This is a genomic window from Vagococcus sp. JNUCC 83, from assembly GCF_053667615.1.
In genome coordinates this window covers 23,563-47,943 of sequence record NZ_CM132204.1, presented here as the reverse complement: position 1 = coordinate 47,943, position 24,381 = coordinate 23,563, and the positions used below count along the sequence as shown (strand labels likewise).

Annotated in this window: 25 protein-coding genes; 19 read left to right on the top strand and 6 right to left on the bottom strand. The window is 34.2% G+C overall.

Features of this window, described 5'->3' with window-relative positions:
- Window positions 1-100 precede the first annotated feature (100 nt).
- Complete coding sequence (gene asnA / locus JNUCC83_RS00275; RefSeq protein WP_454460276.1) at window positions 101-1,108, top strand: aspartate--ammonia ligase; 1,008 nt, start codon at window positions 101-103, stop codon at window positions 1,106-1,108.
- A gap of 40 nt (window positions 1,109-1,148) precedes the next feature.
- Here asnA and JNUCC83_RS00270 read toward each other — a convergent pair whose 3' ends face one another.
- On the bottom strand, window positions 1,149-1,697 hold the full coding sequence (locus tag JNUCC83_RS00270) for an LURP-one-related/scramblase family protein (RefSeq protein ID WP_454460275.1): 549 nt from the start codon (window positions 1,695-1,697) through the stop codon (window positions 1,149-1,151).
- Between the two features lie 35 nt (window positions 1,698-1,732).
- The gene (locus JNUCC83_RS00265) at window positions 1,733-2,602 is read right to left on the bottom strand and encodes a Cof-type HAD-IIB family hydrolase (protein WP_454460274.1); all 870 of its coding nucleotides are present in this window, start codon (window positions 2,600-2,602) and stop codon (window positions 1,733-1,735) included.
- A 104-nt stretch (window positions 2,603-2,706) separates the two neighbouring features.
- Here JNUCC83_RS00265 and JNUCC83_RS00260 point away from each other — a divergent pair, with 104 nt between their 5' ends.
- From JNUCC83_RS00260 to JNUCC83_RS00245, 4 genes are all read left to right on the top strand, one after another.
- Window positions 2,707-3,381, top strand: coding sequence for a uracil-DNA glycosylase (locus JNUCC83_RS00260; RefSeq protein WP_454460273.1), 675 nt, complete (start codon window positions 2,707-2,709; stop codon window positions 3,379-3,381).
- Between the two features lie 169 nt (window positions 3,382-3,550).
- Complete coding sequence (pta, locus tag JNUCC83_RS00255) at window positions 3,551-4,534, top strand: phosphate acetyltransferase (RefSeq protein ID WP_454460272.1); 984 nt, start codon at window positions 3,551-3,553, stop codon at window positions 4,532-4,534.
- Between the two features lie 99 nt (window positions 4,535-4,633).
- Window positions 4,634-5,113 carry a tRNA (adenosine(37)-N6)-threonylcarbamoyltransferase complex ATPase subunit type 1 TsaE gene (tsaE, locus tag JNUCC83_RS00250; protein ID WP_454460271.1) on the top strand — a complete coding sequence of 160 codons (480 nt, stop codon included), beginning with the start codon at window positions 4,634-4,636 and terminating at the stop codon, window positions 5,111-5,113.
- Window positions 5,106-5,627, top strand: a complete 522-nt coding sequence (locus JNUCC83_RS00245; protein ID WP_454460270.1) for a GNAT family N-acetyltransferase — start codon at window positions 5,106-5,108, stop codon at window positions 5,625-5,627. The genes tsaE and JNUCC83_RS00245 overlap by 8 nt, the downstream gene beginning before the upstream one ends.
- 38 nt (window positions 5,628-5,665) lie before the next feature.
- On the opposite strand, the gene JNUCC83_RS00240 is transcribed toward JNUCC83_RS00245, so the two are convergent.
- Together JNUCC83_RS00240 and JNUCC83_RS00235 are read right to left on the bottom strand one after the other, a co-directional pair.
- Window positions 5,666-6,478, bottom strand: a complete 813-nt coding sequence (locus tag JNUCC83_RS00240; RefSeq protein WP_454460269.1) for a hypothetical protein — start codon at window positions 6,476-6,478, stop codon at window positions 5,666-5,668.
- 15 nt (window positions 6,479-6,493) lie between these two features.
- The gene (locus JNUCC83_RS00235) at window positions 6,494-7,249 is read right to left on the bottom strand and encodes an exodeoxyribonuclease III (RefSeq protein ID WP_454460268.1); all 756 of its coding nucleotides are present in this window, start codon (window positions 7,247-7,249) and stop codon (window positions 6,494-6,496) included.
- Between the two features lie 167 nt (window positions 7,250-7,416).
- Here JNUCC83_RS00235 and murB point away from each other — a divergent pair, with 167 nt between their 5' ends.
- On the top strand, window positions 7,417-8,316 hold the full coding sequence (gene murB, locus JNUCC83_RS00230) for a UDP-N-acetylmuramate dehydrogenase (RefSeq protein ID WP_454460267.1): 900 nt from the start codon (window positions 7,417-7,419) through the stop codon (window positions 8,314-8,316).
- A gap of 29 nt (window positions 8,317-8,345) precedes the next feature.
- On the opposite strand, the gene JNUCC83_RS00225 is transcribed toward murB, so the two are convergent.
- Window positions 8,346-9,548: a chloride channel protein gene (locus JNUCC83_RS00225; protein WP_454460266.1), complete on the bottom strand. Its 1,203-nt coding sequence runs from the start codon at window positions 9,546-9,548 to the stop codon at window positions 8,346-8,348.
- A 377-nt stretch (window positions 9,549-9,925) separates the two neighbouring features.
- On the opposite strand from JNUCC83_RS00225, the gene JNUCC83_RS00220 reads away from it, so the two are divergent.
- Window positions 9,926-11,212, top strand: coding sequence for an anaerobic C4-dicarboxylate transporter family protein (locus JNUCC83_RS00220; protein WP_454460265.1), 1,287 nt, complete (start codon window positions 9,926-9,928; stop codon window positions 11,210-11,212).
- A 24-nt stretch (window positions 11,213-11,236) separates the two neighbouring features.
- Window positions 11,237-12,679 (top strand): M20 family metallopeptidase, encoded by a 1,443-nt coding sequence (locus JNUCC83_RS00215; protein WP_454460264.1) that lies wholly within the window; start codon window positions 11,237-11,239, stop codon window positions 12,677-12,679.
- A gap of 46 nt (window positions 12,680-12,725) precedes the next feature.
- On the opposite strand, the gene JNUCC83_RS00210 is transcribed toward JNUCC83_RS00215, so the two are convergent.
- Entirely contained in the window at window positions 12,726-13,724 is a 999-nt protein-coding gene (locus tag JNUCC83_RS00210) for a YhdH/YhfP family quinone oxidoreductase (protein ID WP_454460263.1), read from the bottom strand.
- Window positions 13,725-13,922: 198 nt separating this feature from the next.
- Between JNUCC83_RS00210 and JNUCC83_RS00205 the strand changes: the two genes are divergently transcribed.
- From JNUCC83_RS00205 to JNUCC83_RS00155, 11 genes are all read left to right on the top strand, one after another.
- The gene (locus tag JNUCC83_RS00205) at window positions 13,923-14,465 is read left to right on the top strand and encodes a helix-turn-helix domain-containing protein (RefSeq protein WP_454461371.1); all 543 of its coding nucleotides are present in this window, start codon (window positions 13,923-13,925) and stop codon (window positions 14,463-14,465) included.
- Window positions 14,466-14,480: 15 nt separating this feature from the next.
- Window positions 14,481-15,566: an ABC transporter ATP-binding protein gene (locus JNUCC83_RS00200; protein ID WP_454460262.1), complete on the top strand. Its 1,086-nt coding sequence runs from the start codon at window positions 14,481-14,483 to the stop codon at window positions 15,564-15,566.
- 14 nt (window positions 15,567-15,580) lie between these two features.
- Window positions 15,581-16,393, top strand: coding sequence for an ABC transporter permease (locus JNUCC83_RS00195; RefSeq protein ID WP_454460261.1), 813 nt, complete (start codon window positions 15,581-15,583; stop codon window positions 16,391-16,393).
- The gene (locus tag JNUCC83_RS00190) at window positions 16,390-17,223 is read left to right on the top strand and encodes an ABC transporter permease (RefSeq protein ID WP_454460260.1); all 834 of its coding nucleotides are present in this window, start codon (window positions 16,390-16,392) and stop codon (window positions 17,221-17,223) included. Before JNUCC83_RS00195 ends, JNUCC83_RS00190 begins: the two co-directional genes overlap by 4 nt.
- A gap of 1 nt (window position 17,224) precedes the next feature.
- Window positions 17,225-18,295 carry an ABC transporter substrate-binding protein gene (locus JNUCC83_RS00185; RefSeq protein ID WP_454460259.1) on the top strand — a complete coding sequence of 357 codons (1,071 nt, stop codon included), beginning with the start codon at window positions 17,225-17,227 and terminating at the stop codon, window positions 18,293-18,295.
- Between the two features lie 128 nt (window positions 18,296-18,423).
- Entirely contained in the window at window positions 18,424-19,281 is an 858-nt protein-coding gene (gene ispE / locus JNUCC83_RS00180; protein ID WP_454460258.1) for a 4-(cytidine 5'-diphospho)-2-C-methyl-D-erythritol kinase, read from the top strand.
- A 134-nt stretch (window positions 19,282-19,415) separates the two neighbouring features.
- Window positions 19,416-20,096 (top strand): metal ABC transporter ATP-binding protein, encoded by a 681-nt coding sequence (locus JNUCC83_RS00175; protein ID WP_454460257.1) that lies wholly within the window; start codon window positions 19,416-19,418, stop codon window positions 20,094-20,096.
- Window positions 20,069-20,893 (top strand): metal ABC transporter permease, encoded by an 825-nt coding sequence (locus JNUCC83_RS00170; RefSeq protein ID WP_454460256.1) that lies wholly within the window; start codon window positions 20,069-20,071, stop codon window positions 20,891-20,893. The genes JNUCC83_RS00175 and JNUCC83_RS00170 overlap by 28 nt, the downstream gene beginning before the upstream one ends.
- Window positions 20,894-21,008: 115 nt before the next feature.
- Window positions 21,009-21,845: a pur operon repressor gene (purR, locus tag JNUCC83_RS00165; RefSeq protein WP_454460255.1), complete on the top strand. Its 837-nt coding sequence runs from the start codon at window positions 21,009-21,011 to the stop codon at window positions 21,843-21,845.
- 80 nt (window positions 21,846-21,925) lie between these two features.
- Window positions 21,926-23,299, top strand: a complete 1,374-nt coding sequence (glmU, locus tag JNUCC83_RS00160) for a bifunctional UDP-N-acetylglucosamine diphosphorylase/glucosamine-1-phosphate N-acetyltransferase GlmU (RefSeq protein WP_454460254.1) — start codon at window positions 21,926-21,928, stop codon at window positions 23,297-23,299.
- A 90-nt stretch (window positions 23,300-23,389) separates the two neighbouring features.
- The gene (locus JNUCC83_RS00155) at window positions 23,390-24,361 is read left to right on the top strand and encodes a ribose-phosphate diphosphokinase (RefSeq protein ID WP_454460253.1); all 972 of its coding nucleotides are present in this window, start codon (window positions 23,390-23,392) and stop codon (window positions 24,359-24,361) included.
- The last annotated feature ends 20 nt before the right edge of the window (window positions 24,362-24,381 follow it).

Genomic DNA, 24,381 nt, shown 5'->3' with positions numbered 1-24,381 from the left:
TTCTTATGAATAATAATGTGCTAAAAAACTAAATTTATTTTTCCAATTATTAACAATCTATGATAAAATAGTGAGAAATAATTTATTAGGGGTGACTTGTATGAAGGAAAAAACGATTGTTCCAAAAAATTACCAGTCTTCGTTGACTGTTTATGACACACAAAAGGCAATTGGTTTAACAAAACACTGGTTTGAAGAAGCTTTAACTGGAAGCTTGAAATTAAAAAGAGTGTCTGCCCCTTTATTTGTGGATGCGACATCTGGGTTAAATGATAATTTAAATGGCGTGGAAAGACCGGTTCAATTTGACGTACCGGCGTTAGATGACCCAGCTGAAGTTGTTCATTCATTAGCTAAATGGAAAAGAACTGCTTTAAAACAATATGACTTTCACGTTGGTAATGGAATTTATACTGATATGAATGCGATTCGTCGTGATGAGGAACTGGATAATCTTCACTCTATCTACGTTGATCAATGGGATTGGGAACGTGTTATTTCTAAAGAACAACGTTCACTAGAATATCTTAAACAAACTGTGCAACAAATCGTCAACGCTATAATAGAAACATCGAGTCGTTTACATACAAAATATCCTGAATTATCCATTGAACTTGATAGCAATGTATCATTCATTACTACTCAAGAGTTAGAAGACCTCTACCCGGATTTTAATGATAAAGAGCGTGAACAAGCCTACGTTAAAGAACATCCCACTACTTTTATCATGCAAATAGGAGATAAATTAAAAAGTGGAGAACCACATGATGGCAGATCACCTGATTATGATGATTGGCAATTAAATGGGGACTTACTATTTTGGCATGAACCATTGCAATGTGCTGTAGAGTTATCTAGCATGGGGATTCGTGTGGACGAAAAATCATTAAAAGAGCAATTAGAAAAAGCTAATGCAACAGATCGATTAAAGTATCCTTATCATCAACAGATTTTAGCACAAGAACTACCATTAACAATTGGTGGTGGAATTGGACAAAGCCGTATGTGTATGTTACTTCTTGAAAAAGCCCATATTGGTGAAGTACAGGTATCTTTATGGGATGAAGAGACTATAAATGCCTGTCGTGGAAAAATAAATCTACTATAGCAACAATGAAAAAGCACTTTAGGAAAATCCCTAAAGTGCTTTACTCTTTTCTCATTAGTTCTATTGATTGATAGGATGGTTTTGGTCTTAAAAATGAATTGACCCCTTGCCAATTTTTTTCATTATTTTTTGCCCAATAATCCATCACGGCTCCAATACAAATACAAACAGGTGCCAACTCGTCATTTGTGATAGATAATTTGTAGTAATCACCCTTGTAGGATGTATGTTTATTCATCAACATCATCCGTTCTCTTAAAGAATACAATCTATATGATTGTTTATTGACATTTGCTAACACTAGCCAGTTTAACTGTTTCACTAAATAAACATCTCGATTAAGCGAAAACAATCTGCCTAAAGAACCGATTTTTTCACCTTTACTGTACAAATCAAAGTGAGACGGAAAAGCATACGTCGTCTGCTTAACAGTTGCTAACGTTTCACCATTCATATTATAAATTGATAAGACATCGCCTTTTACTCCCCAACGTCCAACTAAAATATAGACGGATCGATCCTGAGAATTTTTTATCACTGTACGAACATTTGCAGTTAGGATATGTTCCTTGATGTAATACGTCTCCATCTCTATCAACTTCCTTCAATAAAAATAAGAAATCCTTACAGGTTCTCCTCAATTGCTCTTAAAATTGCTTTTCCTACACCATCTTCTACATTTGTATCAGTTTGATACTTAGCAACTTCTTTCACTTTATCTTCTGCATTTCCCATTGCAAAGCTAACACCAGCGACTTCTAACATTGGTAAATCGTTAAAATTATCTCCAATAGTGAAAACCTCATCCATTGAAATACCACGTTTTTTCGCAATGTATCTAACAGCATTCCCTTTTGTCGCATCCACATGATTAATCTCCAAATTATTCACTCCAGAAGATGTTACATGGATATCATTTAGTTGATGTAATTTTTCAAGAGCAGACTCAAAGCGTTTTGCCCCTTCCTCATTAAATGCAATAACTTTTAATATCTGAACGTGTGGATCATCCACTAAAATATTATAGTCCTCAGTGTAGTTTACTGGTAACATTTTTAACTGAGTAGAAGCCATGGCAATAGCCATTTTAAACGTCAAATGAGGAATGTTTTCAGACAATAGAATGGCAAACTTTTCAATACGTTGTGCTTCATTATTTGAATAAACCCCTTCTGTTGTCATCAACTCATAATATAAATCTTCTTCTTCTAAAATAGCCATAGCCTGTCTAACCGTCTCTTTTTCTAAACTCACGGTATGTAACACATTATCAAATTCGTCAAATATCTGGGCACCATTTCCTGTAATCATCCCACAATGAATACCTGCTTCATTTAATACTGGTCTAGCTTCAGAGTAACCTCTTCCTGTTGCAACCATAAACTCTATTCCGTTTTCAGCAGCTGTTTTTATAGCTTGTTTATTTAATTCAGAAATATCTAGATGAGATGATAAAAGCGTGCCGTCCATATCAGATGCAATCAATTTAATCATAACGTTCCTCCTAGTTTTTTTATACTATTAGTGTACCACTTTTTTTTTGAAAGATACATTTATAATAAATAAATTATGATAAACTAAACAAAGAGGTGAAATATATGTTTGCAACATTAATCCAATCTGATTGGAAAGACATACTAAAAGATGAATTAGAAAAAGACTATGTGAAAAAATTAGAATCATTTTTAGAAATAGAATACCAAACGAAAACTATTTTCCCACAGAAAAAAGATATTTTTAGCGCCCTAAACAATACACCCTACAGTGATACAAAAGTCGTTATTTTAGGGCAAGATCCTTATCACGGAGAAAACCAAGCTCATGGACTTAGCTTTTCAGTTTTACCTGGAACAAAATTACCACCATCACTAGTTAATATTTTTAAAGAACTCTCTTCTGATTGTGACATAGTTGTACCAAATAGTGGTTATTTAATGCCTTGGTCTAAACAAAGTGTTCTGTTACTAAACACAGTCTTAACTGTTGAAAAAGGAAAAGCTCATTCACATAAAAACAAAGGATGGGAAAATTTCACAAATTGTATAATAAAATCACTCAATGAAAAAGAACAACCTATTATCTTTGTTTTGTGGGGCAAACCTGCTCAAGAAAAAAAGGAACTTATTGATTTAGATAAACACATTATTATAGAGGCACCACATCCCAGTCCCTTGTCAGCTTATCGTGGTTTTTTTGGCTCGAAACCGTTCTCTAAAACAAACGAATACCTTATAAAAACTGGACAAAAACCAATTGATTGGTCGTTACCTTAATCTGTATTATAAAAACAAAAAAACTGTTTTGTTTTTATACAAAAAAACGTAAGATAATTATGTTTTGTCTTTGTTTTTTAAAAAAAACAGAATAAAATACTGTTCTTTTTGTTCATAAACATGATATGATAGATGTGTAAAAAGTATAAGAAAATTGGAGGATGTTTTCGTGGAATTATTTGACCAACTTAAACATAAAATTGTTAACAAAAATATACGCATGGTATTTCCTGAACCAACAGATGAACGCGTTTTAGGTGCTGCTGTTCGCTTGAAATCAGACAATTTAATTGAACCAGTATTAATTGGTAACCCTGAAGAAATCGAAGCTATCGCTGCTTCACGTGGATTAAGTCTTGAAAATCTAGAAATTATTAATCCTGAAACGTATGATAAATTTGATGAAATGGTTACTGCCTTCATTGAACGTCGTAAAGGAAAGGCAACTGAAGACCAAGCACGCACAATTCTTAAAGATGAAAATTATTTTGGTACGATGTTAGTATATATGGATTTAGCTGATGGTTTAGTGAGTGGTGCTGTTCACTCAACAGGCGATACTATTCGTCCAGCTTTACAAATCGTTAAAACTAAACCAGGTGTTAGTCGTACAAGCGGTGCTTTCCTAATGTTAGGTAACCGTGATTCAGAAAAATATATTTTCTCTGACTGTGCCATTAATATCAACCCTGACGCTCAAGCATTAGCAGAAATTGCTGTCGAAAGTGCTAAAACAGCTGAATTATTCGATATCGATCCTAAAGTTGCTTTATTAAGCTTTTCAACAAAAGGTTCTGCTAAATCTGAAGAAGTGACAAAAGTCGCTGAGGCTACTCGTATTGCAAAAGAATTAGCACCAGATATGGCTATTGACGGCGAATTGCAATTTGATGCTTCTTATGTGCCTTCTGTTGCTAAACAAAAAGCACCAAATTCAGATGTTGCTGGACAAGCAAATGTCTTCATCTTCCCTGAAATTCAATCAGGAAACATTGGTTACAAAATTGCTCAACGTTTAGGTGGATTCCAAGCAATTGGTCCTATCTTACAAGGTTTAAATAAGCCAATTTCTGACTTATCTCGTGGATGTAATGAGGAAGATGTTTATAAACTTTCTATCATCACTGCTGGACAAGCTATTATGGAAAAATAATTTCAATGTATTAATACGTAAATCTTTATGATTTACGTATTTTTTTATTTTTTCTGTAAATGATATACTGTTATCAGATATTATTAAAGGAGATAATTTATGACTATTTATTTAAACAATGATACTGAAACGCAACAATTTGGCGAAAAACTTTCTACATTGGCACAACCTGGTGATATTTTTATCCTTACTGGAGACTTAGGTGCCGGTAAAACAACCTTTTCAAAAGGGTTTGCTAAGGGTTTGGGAATAAAACAAATGATTAAAAGTCCTACTTATACATTAATTAGAGAATATGATACTGGACGTCTACCGTTATATCATATGGATGTTTATCGTTTAGAAGGCAGTAGTGACGAGCTCGGTCTTGAAGAATATTTAGATGATGATGGGGTTTGCCTAATCGAGTGGGGCACACTAATAAAAGATACGATAGAAAATGATTTTATAGAAATCATACTACATAAAACACCTGAAAATACTCGATATGTCACAATAAATCATTCTGGGGCAAATGAACGTTTCACTCAAATTAATGACCTAATGACAACAATAGGAAATGAGGAAGCACATGACTGATATCGACATCACTTTAAGACAAGCCATCCCTTCGGACGCAAAAAGATTGATTGATGCTATTTCACTATTAAATAAAGAAACACCTTACTTAGTCGTAAGCCCCCATGCTTTAAACATGTCTGTTGATAGTATGGCTCAAGAGATTGATTTTATCTATAAGCAACCCAATCAATTTATTTTATTAGCCCTTAATCATGACGATATTATTGGTATTGCAACCATTGTTAGTGATGATGAAACCTCCTTTAGACATATAGGGGAACTTGGTATTACAATAGAAAAAAAATATTGGGGCCTTGGTTTAGGAAGTACTATGATTGAAGAAATTATCGCTCTTTGTCGTGAACATAATGTCACCAAACGAATTGAAATAAACGTTCAAACTCGTAATAAACGAGCAATCCATTTGTACGAAAAAACAGGGTTCTCGTTGGAAGGTATCAAGAAGCATGCCTTTTTGTCAGAAGATAATACCCTTATTGATGTCGCTCTCATGAGTTATTTACTAAAATAAAAAAGTCGAATGAGCAACTATTTACTCATTCGACTTTTTTACTTTTTCGATGGTTTATTTTTACGTTTTGATGAACTTGATTTTTTCTTAGTAGCTGTTTTAGAAGCAGTATGACTACTTTTACTTTTAGCTTTTTTTTCTTTAGAGCTACTTGTTTTTGATGTTGATTTTCTTTTTCCTTTTGATTTACCTTTTGATGACTGTTTTCCTTTTTTAGATGATTTTTGTTTATTCCAGAAATAATAACCACCACCACCTAATGCAATAAGTAACACGACACTAGCTAACCACAACCAGACAGGTGTTGTTTTTTTCTTTTGTGAATCGTCTGATTTAGATGTTGATGTTTTAGTTGACCCATTACTAGATGATTCATTAGAACTTTGGCTAGAAGCTACGTCACTTTGATTACTTGAGTCTTGATTTTCAGCATTTGCATCATCGCTAGACTCTTTTTGACTATCATCAGTTTTCGATTTAGAATCTTTTGTAGCATCTTTATCTGATTCTTTGGTTTCTTCTGTTGCAATCACTTTTCCTTCTTCAAAATTATATCTAACGTCTGTTGACTTATCCCCTTCCGCATCTAACATTCCTACCATTGCTTCTTTTGTACCATTAGGAATAGGTACTTCAAATTCCCCTTTATCATTGGCTACAATTGATCCTGCTAAGTTGGTTAAAAATACATTAGCATTTGGTGTTGTTTTTCCTGTCAGTACCTTTCGATCTTTATCATATGTTAAATCATATAGTAGTTTATCATCTGCTGCATGCACCATGCTAGAAAACCCATTCATTCCAACAATCAATAAACTTATTAAAATTATTTTCTTCCATTTTTTAAACATCATTAATCCCCCTTTTTATCCCTCTAATACTAGTTCCACTGGACAATGATCACTACCCTGTACATCTGATAAAATATCTGCTTGTTTTAATTTACCTTCTAGATCTTTAGTCACACAGAAATAATCAATGCGCCATCCCGCATTATTTTTTCGTGCATTAAATCGGTAACTCCACCAACTATATACACCTTCTTTTTCTGGATAAAAATAACGGAATGTATCAATGAACCCGCTATCTAATAACTCTGTAAAAGCTGCACGTTCTTGATCTGAAAATCCAGGATTATTTCGATTGGTTTTCCAATTTTTTAAATCAATGTTTTCATGTGCTACATTTAAGTCTCCACACAATACAACAGGTTTTTTTTCATTTAAGTCAGCTAAATAATGTCTGAATGCATTTTCCCAAGCCAGTCTAAAATCAAGTCGTTTTAATTCGGCTTGCGCATTTGGTGTGTAACAGTTTACTAAATAAAATGTATCAAATTCAAGCGTCAGAAGTCGTCCTTCTGTATCAAATTCCTCTATGCCCATTCCTTTAGTTACTGAAAGTGGCTCTACTTTTGTAAATACTGCTACACCAGAATAACCTTTCTTCTCAGCATAGTTCCAATATTGATAGTAGTTTGGTAAATCCATCTCAATTTGACCCTTTTGTAACTTTGTTTCTTGCAATGAGATAATGTCTGCATCTATTTTTTCTATGTCATCGTAAAAATTCTTTTTTACGACAGCTCGTAATCCATTCACATTCCACGAAATTAATTTCATGATGTTCCTCCTAATTTTCACTGTAGACATATTTTATCATAAAATATAGGAATATTGTGAGCTTTATCTAATTAATACTTAATCAAGCGGATGTGTTTATTCTTTTTATAAGAATATATGTTAAAATAATGACAACATCATTATTTTAATTAAGAGAGGGTATTATTGTGACAACCAAAACTATTGTTCAACATTTTCCAAATATAACGATTCTAACCAATGAGCCATTATCTAATTATACTTATACAAAAACAGGTGGACCTGCTGACTTTCTAGCATTTCCCAAGACACAACAAGAGGTCAAAGATTTAATTACTTTTTGTCAAACTCACCAACTACAATGGATTTGTCTAGGAAATGCTAGCAATCTGATTGTTCGAGATGGTGGTATTCAAGACGTGGTAATTGTATTGACTGAAATGAACCATGTATCTGTCAATGATACAACAATCATTGCCGAAGCTGGTGCGAAATTAATTGATGTGACACGCGATGCATTAGAGCATCATCTGACTGGACTAGAATTTGCCTGTGGTATTCCAGGAAGCATTGGTGGGGCAGCTTATATGAATGCCGGTGCATATGGTGGAGAGTTGTCTGACGTGTTTTACTCAGCAGATATTATTTTAAAAGACGGTACGATAAAAACACTATATAAAGATGACATGGACTTTTCTTATCGACATAGCGTGATACAAACATTAAAAGGAATTGTTTTATCGGTAACATTCCATTTAGAGCATGGTGAGTACGACCTCATCAAAGAAAAAATGGATGAATTAACTTACCTACGTGAATCAAAACAACCGCTTGAGTACCCTTCATGTGGAAGTGTGTTCAAACGACCTGAAGGACATTTTACAGGAAAACTGATTCAAGATGCCGGTTTACAAGGTCATATGATTGGTGGGGCACAAATTTCCACAAAACATGCTGGATTTATTGTCAATATCAATCAAGCAACTGCTACTGACTATGTCACTCTCATCGAATACATTCAACAAACGATTTTAGATAAATTTGATGTCCAACTAGAAACAGAGGTACGAATTATTGGTAGAAAATAATAAAAAGTATGGCACTACACGATGTAATGTCATACTTTTTGTTTTGGATAAATTGATTCATTTCCATTAATAATATAGGATGTCATAATCACAAAAAAAGCATAAGGAACTAAATTAAATCCGAAAATTTCACCAGTAATTAACAGTGGACCAACTAATGTGTTTGTTGCACTTGAAAAAACAGCGACAAACCCCAAAGAAGCCACAAATTCTACTGGCAAACCTACTATATGAGCTAATAATACACCACTTGTTGCCCCTATTGAAAATAGTGGTGTCACTTCCCCACCTTGAAACCCAATAGACAACGTAAAAATCGTAAACATAAGTTTTAATAAAAAATCATAATAATAAACTGTTCCTTGATGAAATACTGCCTCAACTAGATTGCTACCTAAACCAGAATACCTACCTTGATGTGCAGTCGTTAAACCTAACACTAGGATAATTGATAATAACCATATTTTTTTATATGGTGGCCATTTTAACGTCTGGATAAATTGCTTTGTCCATCTTAATCCTAGTGAAAAAATCCGACCAATCAAACCAAAGACACATCCTAATATAGCTAAAAGAATGATTAAACGAATCGTTAGCTTAGGCAAATGATTAATAGTTGTTGAAAAAGCTGCTAAGCCAAGAGTTTTTGATACATAAGTCGAAGTTACAGCAGCTGTACTAGCTGATAGTAATGCTGCTAATGATAACTCACCCATTACTAATAATTCCATTGAAAAAAACGTAGCGGCAATCGGTGTATGAAATAATCCAGCAAAACCAGCCGCCATTCCTGTAATCAAAACAATTTGTTGTTGTTTCTTATGAATTGGCAAAAAACGTTTAAAAAAATGGGTAGAAAACCAATTAGTAAATGTGCCACCTATTTGAATTGCAACACCCTCTCGTCCCGCACTTCCTCCAAAGAGGTGAGTCAGCCATGTACTCACTACCACAATAGGTATTAAAGTAATGGGTATCACCTCTCTGTTGTATTGACCGACCTCAAATAAAAGTGCCATCCCTTTTTTACTTTCTTTACCATATGTGCTATACAGCCACTGAATAATCATACCAACAAACGGTAAAAAAAAGACTAGTGGATAAAAATATTGAAGCCTGATAGCCGTAACAACTATAATTCCCTTTCCAAAAATAACTTCTAAAACACCTACACAAATACCAACAATTAATCCAAAAACAAGCCACTGAAAATTCCTTATAAAATTGACCATCTACTAACCCTTCTTCTCCCATTTTTAACACAAAAAAGCCACATACTTTTGAAAAAGTATGCAGACTCAACTAATTAAATAAATATCGCTCATCGTTTGGTAACTATTCTGGTGAACTTATCTTGCTTAAATCTTGAGTTATTTTCATTCTACTTATTTATTAAAAAAATAGCAATAGACTATCATCCATCTCATCAGAAAAAGTTAAATACACATAACTATAAAACGTTTAAAATAACACATAAAATTCATACTTCTTATATAAAAAAAACATAATCAACTGATAATATTCACATGTAACGTAATTACGTATTTTTTTTGATGACATTTAGAAAAAATATTTACACAATATTAATTATAAAATCAGGAGGAATCATATGGCATTACTACTAATTGAAATTGTTATTATGGTAGGGACAATCATCTATGGTCTCATGAAAGGTGGCGCTTTAGGATCTGGTGTTTCTGCAATTGTTGCTTTATTTATTATGCTATTTATATTTAAACTCCCTCCATCTTCACCACCTGTCACTGCTGTCTTAATTATCATGTCTATCGGTATAGCAAGTGGCGCTTTGCAGGCATCTGGAGGAATGGATTACATGATAAGGGTAGCAACCAAAATTATCCAACGTTTCCCGAAAGCGATTACAATCGTTGCCCCACTTGTTTGTTTTTTATTTGTTTTTGGTATGGGAACTGCCATGATTGCTTTATCTTTAGAACCCATTATTTCAGAAACTGCTCTAAAATCGAAAGTAAATCCTAAAGGTGCGTTAATATCATCTGTTTTGGCGTCCAATATGGCACTGCTTTGTAGCCCAGCATCATCATCTACTGCTTACGTAGTCACACTGTTGGCTGCTTACGGGATTACCTTAGGAACTTATTTAACAATTGCCTTGCCTGCAACTTTGTTATCGATTATTATTTTAAGTATATTATTAACATTAGTGAATAAAAAATTACCATTTGATGAGTCAGTTCTCGAGGATATGGTTATTACCGAGGAAGAAAAAGAACTCGCTCCTGCTGCTAAAAAGTCTACCATTGTCTTTTTATTATGTGTTTTATGTATTATTGTGTTAGGATTATTTCCAAGCATATTACCAGAATATAATGTGGATGGTGAACCAATCAGAATTGCTACAGCAGATTTAGTACAGATGTTTATGTATCTTTCAGCAGCCATAAATATCATGCTATTTAAAGTAAAATCTAAAGATATTTTACATGCACCTGCCACAGCAAATGCTCTAGGAGCGACTCTCATTGTATTGGGATTAGGTTGGGTCGGCTCTACTATTTTTGGGGCTCCAAAAAACCAAGCTGTACTTGTTTCAAGTGTCGGACAAATATTAGCTGACTATCCTTGGGTAATTATCTTTATATGCGCGTTTGTAGCCATGATTATTGGTGCCCAAACAGCTGTTGCAGCTATTATTTTTCCACTAGCTTTAACACTAGGTATTTCACCCATGTTACTTATTATTATTGTTCAGTGTCTAAATGTTAATTTTGTTATTCCTGCACAACCTACATTGTTATTAGCCGTCGAATTAGATCGAACGGGACGAACGAAGGTATTTAGTTTCATCATACCGGGAATAATTATAACTGCCCTATCCATTGTTTTATCTTACGGCATAACTTTATTTATGTAATCAATTATCATTAGGAGGATATTTATGTATAAACAAATTGAAGAATTAATTAATCAAAAGAAACAAACTTATTTTAATACAAGTGATACTATATGGGATATTGCTGAGACAAAATTCCATGAAAAAGAATCGGCAGACGTGTTGATGAATGTCCTAAAAGACGAAGGTTTTTCTATCGAAAAAAACATTGGTGATATTGATACAGCATTTGTCGCTAGCTATGGAAATGAAGGTCCAGTAATTGGTTTTCTAGGAGAATATGATGCACTACCTGGAATGTCACAAAAATCAGGTTCTATAAAAAAAGAAGTTAATCCTGAGACAGAAAATACTAATGGACATGGTTGTGGTCACAACTTACTTGGTACAGCTTCACTAGCAGCTGCTATTGCAACGAAAGATTATATGATCGAACACAATATTCCTGCACAAATAAAATACTTTGGTTGTCCTGCTGAAGAAGGTGGCTCTGGAAAAACTTTTATGGCAAGAGCCGGGGCTTTTGATGGACTTGACATGGCTATTTGTTGGCATCCTGGTACTGACAATGCCATTTGGGGTGTAAAAACTCTAGCAAATATCCAAGCTGCGTTTGAATTTAAAGGAAAATCAGCACATGCTGCTAATGCACCTGATATGGGACGAAGTGCACTTGATGCATGTGAGTTAATGAATGTCGGTGGAAACTATTTACGTGAGCATGTCACACCTGAAGCAAGATATCACTACGCTTATATGGATGCTGGTGGAGTAGCTCCTAGTGTCGTTCAAGATCACGCTAAGTTACTTTATTTAATCCGTGCACCTAAAGGCAGTCAAGCAAAAGAAATCTATGATCGTCTTTGTAAAATCGCTGAAGGTGCTGCTTTAATGACTGAAACACAAGTCACCGTACATTTTGATAAAGCTTGTTCAAATTATATTCCAAACGTTGTTTACTCTAAAATCATGGGTGACGTAATGACTCACTACGGGGCTCCTGAATTTAATGAAGAAGACGAATTATTCGCTAAAACCATTCATGATACATTAACTGAAGAAGAAAAACAATTTAGAATGGTCCCTCCTGCTACTCCTGTCGAACAAAAAGTATTGAAAGAAAATCCAGGTAAAGTATTAGCTGATTATGTGTACCCATTTAACGAAATATTAACTAATGTAACACTACCTGGTTCATCTGATGTTGGAGATGTTAGCTGGATTGTCCCTACTGTTCAATGTATTGTTGCAACCGAAGTACAAAATACTGCCATGCATACTTGGCAATGGGTAACTAATGGAAAAAGTGGTATTGCTAAAAAAGGAATGATCCAAGCAGCAAAGATTATGGCTGCCACAGCTGTTAAAGTCATTGAAGAACCTGAATATATTGACCAAGCAAAAGAAGAATTAAAAGCAATTACTGATATCACACCTTATGTCAATCCAATCCCAGAAGATGTTAAACCAAACAGTTTAAAATTTTAATAATAAACAGGAGAAGCAGGTCATTTTATCTGCTTCTCCTGTTTTATTATTTCACTTTAACAATCGTTCTACCAGAATGTGTTCCTTCTAATAATTGTTTTGTGACTGATATTATGCCATCTAAGGATACTTCATTTGAAGTGGTTGATTCAACCATCTCTTTACTTAGATTGTTATTGATTGTCACCCATAAAGCTGATTTGTCTTCAGATGATAACTGAACTGAATCAATTCCAAACATCGTAATTCCTCGTAAGATAAATGGTAAAACCGTTGTACTAAACTTAATACCACTCGCATTTCCACATAAAGCAATGCCTCCACCGTAAGAAATTTTTGGTAAAATAGCTTCTAAAGTGTCACCACCAATTGTATCGATAACATAATCAAACAGTTGTTTTTGCAATGGTCGTGTATTTTCTATTAAGTCATCATAACTAATAAAGTTTGTCACACCCAATTTTTCCAAATAAACAGTTGATTTCTTTCGAGTTAATGCTGTCATATGTTTAAATCCTTGAGCATGTAGTAAATTGATAGCCATACTTCCTACGCCACCTGTTGCTCCTGTAATTAAAATATTTGCCTCTTTATTGTCGCCTAAACCAATTGATTGGAGTCGATGAATCGCTTGGGCTGCAGTAATACCTGCTGTTCCAACAAATGCTGCAACCTTCAAGTCAAGACTATTTGGAATAACTTGCACCCATTCACCTGGCACTCGCGCAAGTTCACTAAACCCACCGGTATGGCTCACACCTGTTCCTTGACCAGTTACTACGACTCTATCGCCTACTGATAACCCCTCATGAGTCGTTTCAATAATCGTTCCGGATAAATCAATCCCTGGAATCATTGGGTAAGAGCGAATAACTCCTCCATTTTTTATAGTCGCCAATGCATCTTTGTAATTAATCGCTGAATAGGCAATCTCAATGACTGTGTCCCCTTCTGATAGAGAGTCTATCGAACAATTTTTTACTGTCGCGATAACGCTATCATTTTTTTCATCTACAACTAACGCTTTAAACATTCTATCCACCATTTATCTCGTCCCCTTTACCTTTACTATGTCTTTATTTTATCATAAAAAAACATCACTTGTTTGATATAAAAAATGCATTGATTTGTTCAAAGTCATCTTGTATACTACCATGAGAAAGTAAACTAAAAGTTTAATATTAATAAACCAATATCACTTTATGTTTAGTATAAATAAACTTAAACTCTGGAGGTGTTTAATATATTAATAGGGAAAAAAATCAAAAATTTAAGGTTACAAAAAAATTTAACACAAGAAGAACTTGGTGAAAGAACTGATTTAACAAAAGGCTATATATCCCAATTAGAACGTGATTTAAGTTCTCCTTCTCTTGATACTTTTTTTTCAATACTTGAAGTTCTAGGTGTGTCACCTAAGCAATTTTTCGATGAAAAAAATCAAAAGCAACAAGTCGTCTATCCTGCGAACGAACAAACCATCCACTTAGATGAAGATAAAGGATATGAAATTAATTGGCTCGTAGCAGATTCAAATGAAAATGAGATGGAACCTATAATACTAACATTGCAAAAATTTGGCGAATATAAAGAATTTGAACCCTCACAATCTGAAACATTTGGGTATGTATTAAAGGGAAAGATCTATGTTACCATAGGAGAAGACACTTATATCGCCAAAAAAGGAGAGAGCATTTACTACCAAGCTCTCAGTCAACATCACATATCAAATGCACATGATGGAACAAGTCAACTATTAATCGTTGCAACAAATTCTTATTTATAGTAAAGGCGGGATTATATGAGTCACACAATTATTGAATTTAAAGACGTTGTCAAAGAGTATGATGACACAACCGTATTAAAAAATGTTAGTTTCGATATTGAACAAGGAAAATTTTATACCTTACTAGGCCCTTCTGGCTGTGGGAAAACAACTATTTTACGTTTGATTGCTGGTTTTAGTGAACCAACTTCTGGGGAGATTCTATTTGATGAAAAAGTGATTAATAAAATCCCAGCAAATAAACGTAAAGTCAATACTGTTTTTCAAGATTATGCTCTTTTCCCTCATATGGATGTTTATGAAAATGTAGCATTTGGATTAAAAATTAAAAAATTACCAAAAGAACAGATTGATGCAAAAGTTCGTGAAGCGCTAAGACTTGTTCAATTGTCAGGTTTAGAAGAAAGACAAATTAGCGAGATGTCTGGTGGTCAAAGACAACGAGTCGCAATTGCTCGTGCTCTTGTCAATGAGCCTGAAATTTTATTATTAGATGAACCTTTATCTGCACTGGATTTAAAACTTCGAACAGCGATGCAATCAGAATTACGTGACCTACAAAAACGTTTAGGGATTACATTTATTTTTGTTACCCATGACCAAGAAGAAGCTTTAGCTATGAGTGATGAAATTTTTGTCATGCACGATGGAAAAATAGAGCAAAGTGGTTCTCCTTCTGATATTTATGACGAACCAATCAACCGATTTGTTGCTGATTTTATTGGCGAAAGTAATATCGTTAAAGGAACCATGATTGAAGACAATCTAGTTGAATTCGTCGGCAAACAATTCGAGTGTGTCGATAGTGGGATGAGAGAAAACGAACCTGTCGATATTGTCATGCGACCAGAAGATATTTCACTTGTTCCAGTAGAAAAAGGAAAACTAAAAGCAACAGTGGACACACTGCTATTTAGAGGGGTTCACTATGAAATTTTCTGTATCGATTCTGAAGGAAATGAATGGGTTGTTCACTCAACCAAAAAACCTCTCGAAGGGCAAGCTGTTGGGTTATTTTTCGAACCAGAAGATATCCATGTTATGCGTTTTAATGAATCGGAAGAGGATTTTGATGCACGACTAGAAAGCTATGACGACTAAAAGGAGGCAATAACGTGACACAAACAAAGAAATTCTACACTATCCCCTATTTTTTATGGATTGGACTTTTTGTTATCGCTCCAGTCATTTTGATAGTTTATCAATCATTTTTCGACATTAATGGGAACTTTACGTTAAGTAACTATCAGCAATACTTAACAAGTGGAACCTATCTAAGCATGACCTTTAATTCATTATTTTATGCTCTATTAATCACTCTGTTTACGTTACTAATAAGCTATCCGACTGCTTATTTTTTAACAAAATTAAAACACAAACAATTATGGCTCATGTTAATTATTTTACCTACATGGATAAATTTACTTCTAAAAGCTTATGCATTTATTGGTATTTTTAGCATTCATGGAGGTATTAATAACTTTCTTGATACAATTAGCATTGGCACACAGCAGTTATTGTTTACTAATTTTAGTTTTTTGACCGTTGCAACTTACATTGAAATACCTTTTATGATTTTACCGATTTTTAATGCGCTAGAAGAAATTAATCCTTCTCTTATTTTTGCTAGTCGTGATTTAGGAGCGAGTAATTTTGAAACATTTAGGCGAGTGATTTTCCCCTTATCTTTAAACGGGGTGAAAAGTGGTGTTCAAGCAGTATTTATTCCATCACTCAGCTTATTCATGTTAACACGTTTAATTGGTGGAAACCGCGTAATTACACTTGGGACAGCAATTGAACAGCATTTCCTTGTGACACAAAATTGGGGAATGGGCTCAACTATTGGTGTTGTTCTCATTATCGCGATGTTTATCATTATGATGTTAACAGGTGAAAAGAAAAAGAAAGGAGCGAAGAAAAAATGAGTCAACGTAAATTTAACTGGAGTCATCTTTATTTAATTTTTGTTTTCATTATTCTTTATGCTCCAATTCTTTATCTCATTTATTATTCGTTTAATGCTGGTGGCACAATGACCTCTTTCACAGGCTTTACGCTGGAACATTATCAATCTGTCTTTGAAGATACAAGACTAATTGGAATAGTAGTTGATACTTTCTTACTTGCTTTTTTATCTGCATTAATTGCCACTATAATTGGAACGTTTGGTGCTATGGGTATTCATTACACCAAACAACGTGGCATGAGAAATACATTACTTAGCTTAAACAATATTTTAATGGTCTCTCCAGATGTTATTATCGGAGCTAGCTTTTTAATTTTATTTACTTCGCTTGGCGCTTGGTTTGGATTTCAATTAGGTTTTATTTCTGTATTGTTGTCTCATATTGCTTTTAGTATCCCCATCGTAGTCTTAATGGTCTTACCAAAAATGCAAGAAATGAACCCCTCACTTATTGATGCTGCAAGAGATTTAGGAGCAAATAATTGGCAAGTACTAAAACAAATTATTCTACCTTATTTAACACCAGGTATTATTGCAGGTTATTTCATGGCCTTTACTTATTCGCTCGATGACTTTGCCGTAACGTTCTTTGTAACCGGAAATGGCTTTAGTACCTTATCTGTTGAAATTTATTCCAGAGCTAGACAAGGAATTAGCTTAGAGATAAATGCTTTGAGTGCCCTCTTATTTTTGTTCTCTATTTTATTAGTGACAGGATACTACTTTATTAGTAAGGACAACAAACTCAAATATAAAAAGAAAAAAACACAACAGCTAGGAGGAAAATGAGATGAAAAAACTTAATGCTTTATTTTCAGGTATTGTTCTAATTATCATCTTACTAACATTTGCCTCTTTTAATCTTGAAAAAACAAGTGGTGCTTCAGGTGGACGTGTTCTAACTATTTATAATTGGGGTGATTACATTGATCCCTCACTCATTAAACAATTTGAAAAAGAATATAATTATAAAGTCATTTATGAAACGTTTGACTCAAATGAATCGATGATGACGAAAATCAAACAAGGAGGAACAGCTTATGACCTCACCATCCCTAGTGAATACATGATTCAAAAAATGGTCAAACAAGATATGCTGATTCCCCTTGACCATTCTAAGATAAAAGGTTTGGAAAACATTGATAGTCGTTTTTTAAATATCCCTTTTGATCCGAATAATAAGTTTTCTATTCCTTACTTTTGGGGAACTTTAGGGATTATTTACAATGATCAATTTATTAAAGAAGGTCAAATTAAGCATTGGGATGATTTATGGGATCCTGCTTTAAAAAATAATTTGATGCTAATTGATGGTGCTAGAGAAGTGATGGGATTAGCTTTAAACAGTGATGGCCATTCATTAAACAGTAAAAACAATAAACAATTAGAAGATGTGTCAAAAAAATTAGATCGTTTAAGCCCAAATGTTAAAGCCATTGTCGCTGATGAAATTAAAATGTATATGATTAATGGCGAAAGTGCCGCCGCCGTTACTTTTTCTGGTGAAGCTGCCAGTATGTTAGAAGAAAATGAGCACTTACATTATGTCATTCCTGAAGAAGGATCTAATTTATGGTTTGATAATTTTGTTATCCCAAAAACTGCAAAAAACATTGATGGTGCTTATGATTTTATAAATTTCATGTTAAAACCTGATGTCGCTGCACAAAATGCTGAATACATTGGTTATTCCACACCAAATAAAAAAGCTCTTGATATTTTGCCAAAAGAAATTACTAGTGACTCACAGTTTTACCCAAATGATAAAATTATCGAACATTTAGAAGTCTACGATGACTTAGGTCAAACATACTTAGAATTATACAATGATTTATTTTTAAAATTTAAAATGTATCGTTAAAGATAGGATTCTTTCCTATCTTTATTTATACTAAAAAATACCTGTCAAAACATCGAAAAAATTTTATATTCACTCTTTTTTCATGTATAATCAAACAAATAGAATCAATTGAGAATTGGAGGTAGTCAATGGAAATCATTGAAAAGGCGCCCGCGAAAATTAATTTAGGACTTGATGTTCTATATAAACGCGATGATGGTTATCATGAACTTGAAATGATTATGGCTAGTGTTGATTTTTCTGATCGACTGATTTTAAAGCCTATTTCAACTGATGAAATTATCATCAAGACAGATAATGGCTTCCTACCAGTGGATCGTAAAAACAATATCTATCAAGCCATAGATGTCATGAAAAAAACATATGGCTTTACTCAAGGTGTTGAGGTAAATTTAAAGAAAAACCTACCAGTCGCTGCTGGATTGGGTGGTGGTAGCAGTGACGCTGCTGCTGCTTTTAGAGGTGTTAATAGATTGTTTGACTTAGGGGCTTCTTTAGAAGATATGGCAAAACTATCCGTTCCTATTGGGACAGATATTCCTTATTGCTTGTATGGTCAAACGGCACTGGTCACAGGAGTTGGAGAATGCGTTAAGCCTTTATCACATCCTATGCCACAGTGTTGGATCGTACTTGTAAAGCCTAAAATAAGTGTGTCTACCCCTCGCGTATTTTCAAAAATAGAAGTAGATTCACTATCACACCCTAATATTCACGCTATCTACCAAGCAATTGAAAACCAAGACTACAATGAAATGATTCAACATTTAGGTAACTCTTTAGAATCATATACAATGGATGTCTTTCCTATTGTTCGTTATATAAAAAATAAAATGATAGATTTTGGTGCAGATGCAGCGGTCATGAGTGGCAGTGGTCCAACTGTTCTGGCGTTTTGCAAAAAACGTTCACGAGCAGTTCATGTTGCAAATGCTTTAAAAGGTTTTTGTGATGAAGTTTATTTGGTTAGAACACTAAACAGATAAGAAGTAGGTCAACTATCTACTTTTTATCTGTTTTATACTTACTTAAACGAATCAACAATTCTTGCTTTATTTTTTTACACATGCTATGATTCTTTTGGTTTAAAACGTAACAGTTACGATTAAAGGAGGTTACCATGAATTATATAGATGTTAAACACCTCACGTTTTACTATGACGACGAACCTGTGTTACAGGATATTTCGTATACAGTTAGTCCAGGTGAGTTTGTTATTTTAACAGGTGAAAACGGTGCAGCAAAATCAACACTGATTAGAAATACATTGGGCTTATTAAAACCTGATGAGGGAGAAGTTTATATCTCGCCTACAAATATAGATGGCGATAAATTGACAATAGGATACATCCCCCAACAAATTGCTTCTTTCAATGCTGGGTTTCCAAGCACTGTTTTAGAATTTGTTCAATCAGGACGTTTTCAACGTGGAAAATGGTTTAAACGATTAGATAATGTCGATCATAAACACGTAGAAAAAGCATTAAATTCTGTTGGCATGTGGGACATGCGAAAAAAAAGAATCGGCGATTTATCAGGTGGACAAAAACAGCGTGTCTGTCTAGCACGAGTATTTGCTACTGACCCAGATTTATTTATTCTAGATGAACCAACAACTGGAATGGATGAATCTTCTCGCAATGATTTTTATAAATTATTACAGCATAGCGTCAAAGAGCATAATAAAGCTATTTTGATGGTGACACATGATCATGAAGAAATAAAAGAATACATGGATAGACATATTCACCTTGTTAGAAAGGAGGAAACAGAATGGAGATGTTTTCATATGAGTTCATGAGACGAGCGTTGATTGCTGCGTCTATGATGGCAGTCATCGCACCATCTCTTGGGGTATTTCTCGTATTACGTAGACAATCACTTCTAGCTGACACACTATCACATGTCTCTCTTGCTGGTATTGCTCTAGGTTTTTTTATTAATATTAACCCAACCATTACAACTTTAATCGTAGTGATTGTTTCAGCCTTTGCATTAGAATATATTAAAAATTTATATAAATCATATTCGGAAGTTTCAACAGCTATCCTTATGTCAGGTGGCTTAGCAGTTGCTTTAGTTTTAATGAATTTAACTAAAGGAAAAAATTCTATGAATATTCAACAATATTTATTTGGGTCTATCGTTACGATTAACTGGCAACAAGTCAAAATATTATCGGCATTGCTTATTGTGATTGTCATTCTATTTTTAATTTTAAGAAAACCAATGTACGTTTTAACATTTGATGAAGATACAGCACATGTAGATGGATTACCAATACACATCTTGTCTATGTTATTCAATGTAATTACTGGTGTAGCTATTACTGTGATGATTCCTATCGCCGGAGCTCTTCTTGTATCAGCAATCATGATACTTCCAGCAACGATATCAATGAAGATAGGAAAAACGTTTTCCACCGTTATTTTAAGTAGTATTGTTGTTGGATTTATTGGTATGACGTCTGGTTTAGTTACATCATATCAACTTGATACCCCTCCTGGTGCAACGATTACTTTAATCTTTATAGCAATTTTCATCTTGATTAATTTACTAACTAATGTTCGTAAAAAATACAGACAGATATTAAAATAATCTGTTCGTTTTTACGAACATTTTTTATTTATTTTTAAAAATACTTTGCTTTATTGAATTTTCATACTATAATGGTGTATATTACTTAAATTTAACTTTAAAAAGGAGTAGCATCATGAAAATAAAACGAAGTGAACGACTGATTGATATGACTGCTTATATCTTAAATCATCCACATACACTCACTCCTCTGACTTATTTTGTGAAAAAATATGAATCAGCAAAATCTTCTATTAGTGAAGATCTAACTATTATCAAGAAAACATTTAAAGAGCGTGGCTTTGGAGTACTAGAAACAGTTGCTGGTGCTGCTGGTGGAGTGATTTTCACCCCCTCTATCCCCTTTAGCGAATCAAAAGAGATGATTGACTCATTATGTGAACGCTTATCTGAACAAGATCGTTTACTACCTGGTGGTTACGTTTATTTATCAGATTTATTAGGCGAACCACAACTGCTAAAACAAATCGGGCAAATTATTGCCACTCAATATGCCAATAAAAACATAGATGCTGTTATGACGGTCGCAACAAAAGGGGTGCCGATTGCTCAAGCTGTCTCTTACTTTTTAAATGTACCGTTTGTTATTGTTCGACGCGATTCAAAAATCACTGAGGGGTCAACAGTTAGTGTTAATTACGTCTCTGGCTCATCGGAGCGTATTGAAAAAATGGAATTATCTAAACGAAGCCTAAAACGTGGATCAAGAGTATTAGTAGTTGATGACTTTATGAAAGGTGGCGGAACGGTTAACGGGATGAAAGCTCTCATCGAAGAATTTGAAGCAGAGCTTGTTGGGATCACTGTTTTTGCTGAATCGACATTCAGTGGAAGACGCATGGTAGAAGATTATACGTCGCTTATCTGTGTCAAAGAAGTCGATACCAAAACCAAAAACATTACCGTCGTTCCTGGTAACTATTTTTCAGTAATGGAAAATGAAGAAATATAGTATTGTTAAGGACTTGAATATCAAGTCCTTTTTTTGTTAAAATAAAGTGTTTAAAACTACACTTAAGGAGTGTCAAATACGTGAAAAATAGATACGCAATTATTTTAGCGGCTGGAAAAGGCTCTCGAATGAAGTCTTCTTTGTACAAGGTTCTCCATCCTGTTGCTGGAAAACCTATGGTCGAACATGTACTAGAACAAATTGAGCCATTAGATACCACAGAAATTGTGACAGTGGTAGGATATGGTGCTGAAAAAGTTCAAGAACAGTTAGGCGAACGCTCTAAATATGCTCTTCAAACAGAACAGCTCGGTACAGGTCATGCTGTATTAGCAACAGCCGATTTGTTAAAAGGTAAAGAAGGAACAACTCTAGTTATTTGTGGGGATACTCCTTTACTAACTAAAGAGACGTTAACTAAGTTAGTTAATCATCATGAACAATTAAATGCTAAAGCGACCATTCTCTCTGCTATCGCAGAAGATCCAACAGGTTATGGAAGAATTATCCGTAATAATGAAAATTTAGTGGAAAAAATTGTAGAACAAAAAGATGCGTCAGAATCTGAACTTGCTGTAACAGAGTTCAACACTGGAACCTATTGTTTTGATAATCAATTCTTGTTTGATGCTCTATCAAAAGTAGGAAATGATAATGCTCAAGGGGAATATTATTTACCAGATGTCATTAGTATTTTAAAACAGCAAGGTGAAGTGGTGACTGCTTACATCATGGATTCAGAAGAAGAATCTATGGGAGTGAATGATCGTATTGCTTTAGCCAAAGCTAATCAATTAATGAAACAACGTATCAATAACAAGCATATGACTCAAGGGGTCTCTTTTGTTGATCCAGACAATACTTACATTGAGTCTGATGTTATCATTGGTGCAGATACTATCATTGAACCAGGTGTGATGATTAAAGGAAATACTATTATTGGTGAAAATTGTTTAATCCGTTCTAACTCTACTATTGTCGATAGTAAACTTGGACATTTTGTTGAGATAAAATCTTCTACTTTACAAAACGCTATTGTGGGTAACCACTCTGATGTAGGTCCATATGCTCACTTACGCCCCAATACTGTTATTAATAACGGCGTTCATATTGGAAACTTTGTAGAAATAAAGAATGCCTCAATTGATGACGGTTCAAAAGTTGGTCATTTAACATATGTTGGTGATGCTACCTTAGGAAAAGATATTAATACTGGTTGTGGAACAGTTTTTGCTAACTATGATGGTAAAAACAAGCATCATATTACAGTTGGTGATCATGTATTTATTGGTAGTGGAACTATTCTAGTCGCGCCTCTAACCTTAGAAGATCATAGTATGACAGCAGCTGGCTCAACTATCACACAAGATGTAGCAAAAAATGATTTAGGAATTGCTCGTGCTAGACAAAAAAACTTAGAAGGTTACGCACAAAATTTACCCTATAATAAATAATTTCACAACAAACACTTGATTTATTAGTAGAATATGTCTACTATTTGTATGTAGTGTATACTCAGTTAAAACAAGAAAGTGGAGGTTCTCATGTCTAATCATTACTTTGATCCAAAGTTAAAAATCTTTTCGTTAAATTCTAATAAACCATTAGCTCAAAAAATTGCGGATGCTGTTGGTGTCGAGCTTGGTAAGTCAGAAGTTAGAAAATTTAGTGATGGTGAAATTCAAATCAATATCGAACAAAGTATTCGTGGTAGTCACGTCTACTTAATCCAATCAACAAGTAATCCAGTTAATGACCATTTAATGGAATTACTTATTATGATTGATGCGCTTAAACGTGCCAGTGCACAGACTATTAACATTGTTATGCCTTATTATGGCTATGCTAGACAAGATAGAAAAGCACGTTCTCGTGAGCCAATTACGTCAAAACTTGTGGCAGATATGTTAGAAACAGCAGGAGCTACTCGTTTATTAACACTTGACTTACATGCTGCTCAAATTCAAGGATTTTTCGATATTCCAGTGGATCATTTAATGGCTGCCCCTTTATTGGCTGATTATTTTATTGACCATGGCTATGAAGGTGATGATGTTGTTGTTGTTTCACCAGACCATGGTGGTGTAACTCGTGCTCGTAAATTAGCTGAGAATTTAAAATCTCCTATCGCTATTATCGACAAACGTCGTCCTAAAGCAAACGTTGCAGAAGTAATGAATATTATCGGCGAAGTAAAAGGTAAAAAGTGTGTAATTATTGATGACATGATTGATACTGCTGGTACAATTACCCTTGCAGCAGAAGCCCTAAAAGAAAAAGGAGCAACAGAAGTGGTTGCTTGCTGTACTCACCCAGTATTATCAGGACCTGCTATTGATCGAATTAACAATTCAGCTATTGAAAGATTAATCATTACTGATTCTATTCTTCTGCCTGATGAAAAGAAATCTGATAAGATTGAAACAGTTAGCGTTGGCGAACTTATGGGAGATGCGATTAAACGAATCCATGAGAACAAACCTGTCAGTCCATTATTTGAAAAAAAAAGTAAATAAAAAGCCGTGAGGAATTTCTC

Excerpts from the sequence above, each read along its gene's own strand:
- asnA (WP_454460276.1), top strand. The coding sequence starts at position 101 with ATGAAGGAAAAAACGATTGTTCCAAAAAATTACCAGTCTTCGTTGACT.
- JNUCC83_RS00270 (WP_454460275.1), bottom strand. The coding sequence starts at position 1,697 with ATGGAGACGTATTACATCAAGGAACATATCCTAACTGCAAATGTTCGT.
- JNUCC83_RS00265 (WP_454460274.1), bottom strand. The coding sequence starts at position 2,602 with ATGATTAAATTGATTGCATCTGATATGGACGGCACGCTTTTATCATCT.
- JNUCC83_RS00260 (WP_454460273.1), top strand. The coding sequence starts at position 2,707 with ATGTTTGCAACATTAATCCAATCTGATTGGAAAGACATACTAAAAGAT.
- tsaE (WP_454460271.1), top strand. The coding sequence starts at position 4,634 with ATGACTATTTATTTAAACAATGATACTGAAACGCAACAATTTGGCGAA.
- JNUCC83_RS00245 (WP_454460270.1), top strand. The coding sequence starts at position 5,106 with ATGACTGATATCGACATCACTTTAAGACAAGCCATCCCTTCGGACGCA.
- JNUCC83_RS00240 (WP_454460269.1), bottom strand. The coding sequence starts at position 6,478 with ATGTTTAAAAAATGGAAGAAAATAATTTTAATAAGTTTATTGATTGTT.
- JNUCC83_RS00235 (WP_454460268.1), bottom strand. The coding sequence starts at position 7,249 with ATGAAATTAATTTCGTGGAATGTGAATGGATTACGAGCTGTCGTAAAA.
- JNUCC83_RS00225 (WP_454460266.1), bottom strand. The coding sequence starts at position 9,548 with ATGGTCAATTTTATAAGGAATTTTCAGTGGCTTGTTTTTGGATTAATT.
- JNUCC83_RS00220 (WP_454460265.1), top strand. The coding sequence starts at position 9,926 with ATGGCATTACTACTAATTGAAATTGTTATTATGGTAGGGACAATCATC.
- JNUCC83_RS00215 (WP_454460264.1), top strand. The coding sequence starts at position 11,237 with ATGTATAAACAAATTGAAGAATTAATTAATCAAAAGAAACAAACTTAT.
- JNUCC83_RS00210 (WP_454460263.1), bottom strand. The coding sequence starts at position 13,724 with ATGGTGGATAGAATGTTTAAAGCGTTAGTTGTAGATGAAAAAAATGAT.
- JNUCC83_RS00200 (WP_454460262.1), top strand. The coding sequence starts at position 14,481 with ATGAGTCACACAATTATTGAATTTAAAGACGTTGTCAAAGAGTATGAT.
- JNUCC83_RS00190 (WP_454460260.1), top strand. The coding sequence starts at position 16,390 with ATGAGTCAACGTAAATTTAACTGGAGTCATCTTTATTTAATTTTTGTT.
- JNUCC83_RS00185 (WP_454460259.1), top strand. The coding sequence starts at position 17,225 with ATGAAAAAACTTAATGCTTTATTTTCAGGTATTGTTCTAATTATCATC.
- ispE (WP_454460258.1), top strand. The coding sequence starts at position 18,424 with ATGGAAATCATTGAAAAGGCGCCCGCGAAAATTAATTTAGGACTTGAT.
- JNUCC83_RS00175 (WP_454460257.1), top strand. The coding sequence starts at position 19,416 with ATGAATTATATAGATGTTAAACACCTCACGTTTTACTATGACGACGAA.
- JNUCC83_RS00170 (WP_454460256.1), top strand. The coding sequence starts at position 20,069 with ATGGAGATGTTTTCATATGAGTTCATGAGACGAGCGTTGATTGCTGCG.
- purR (WP_454460255.1), top strand. The coding sequence starts at position 21,009 with ATGAAAATAAAACGAAGTGAACGACTGATTGATATGACTGCTTATATC.
- JNUCC83_RS00155 (WP_454460253.1), top strand. The coding sequence starts at position 23,390 with ATGTCTAATCATTACTTTGATCCAAAGTTAAAAATCTTTTCGTTAAAT.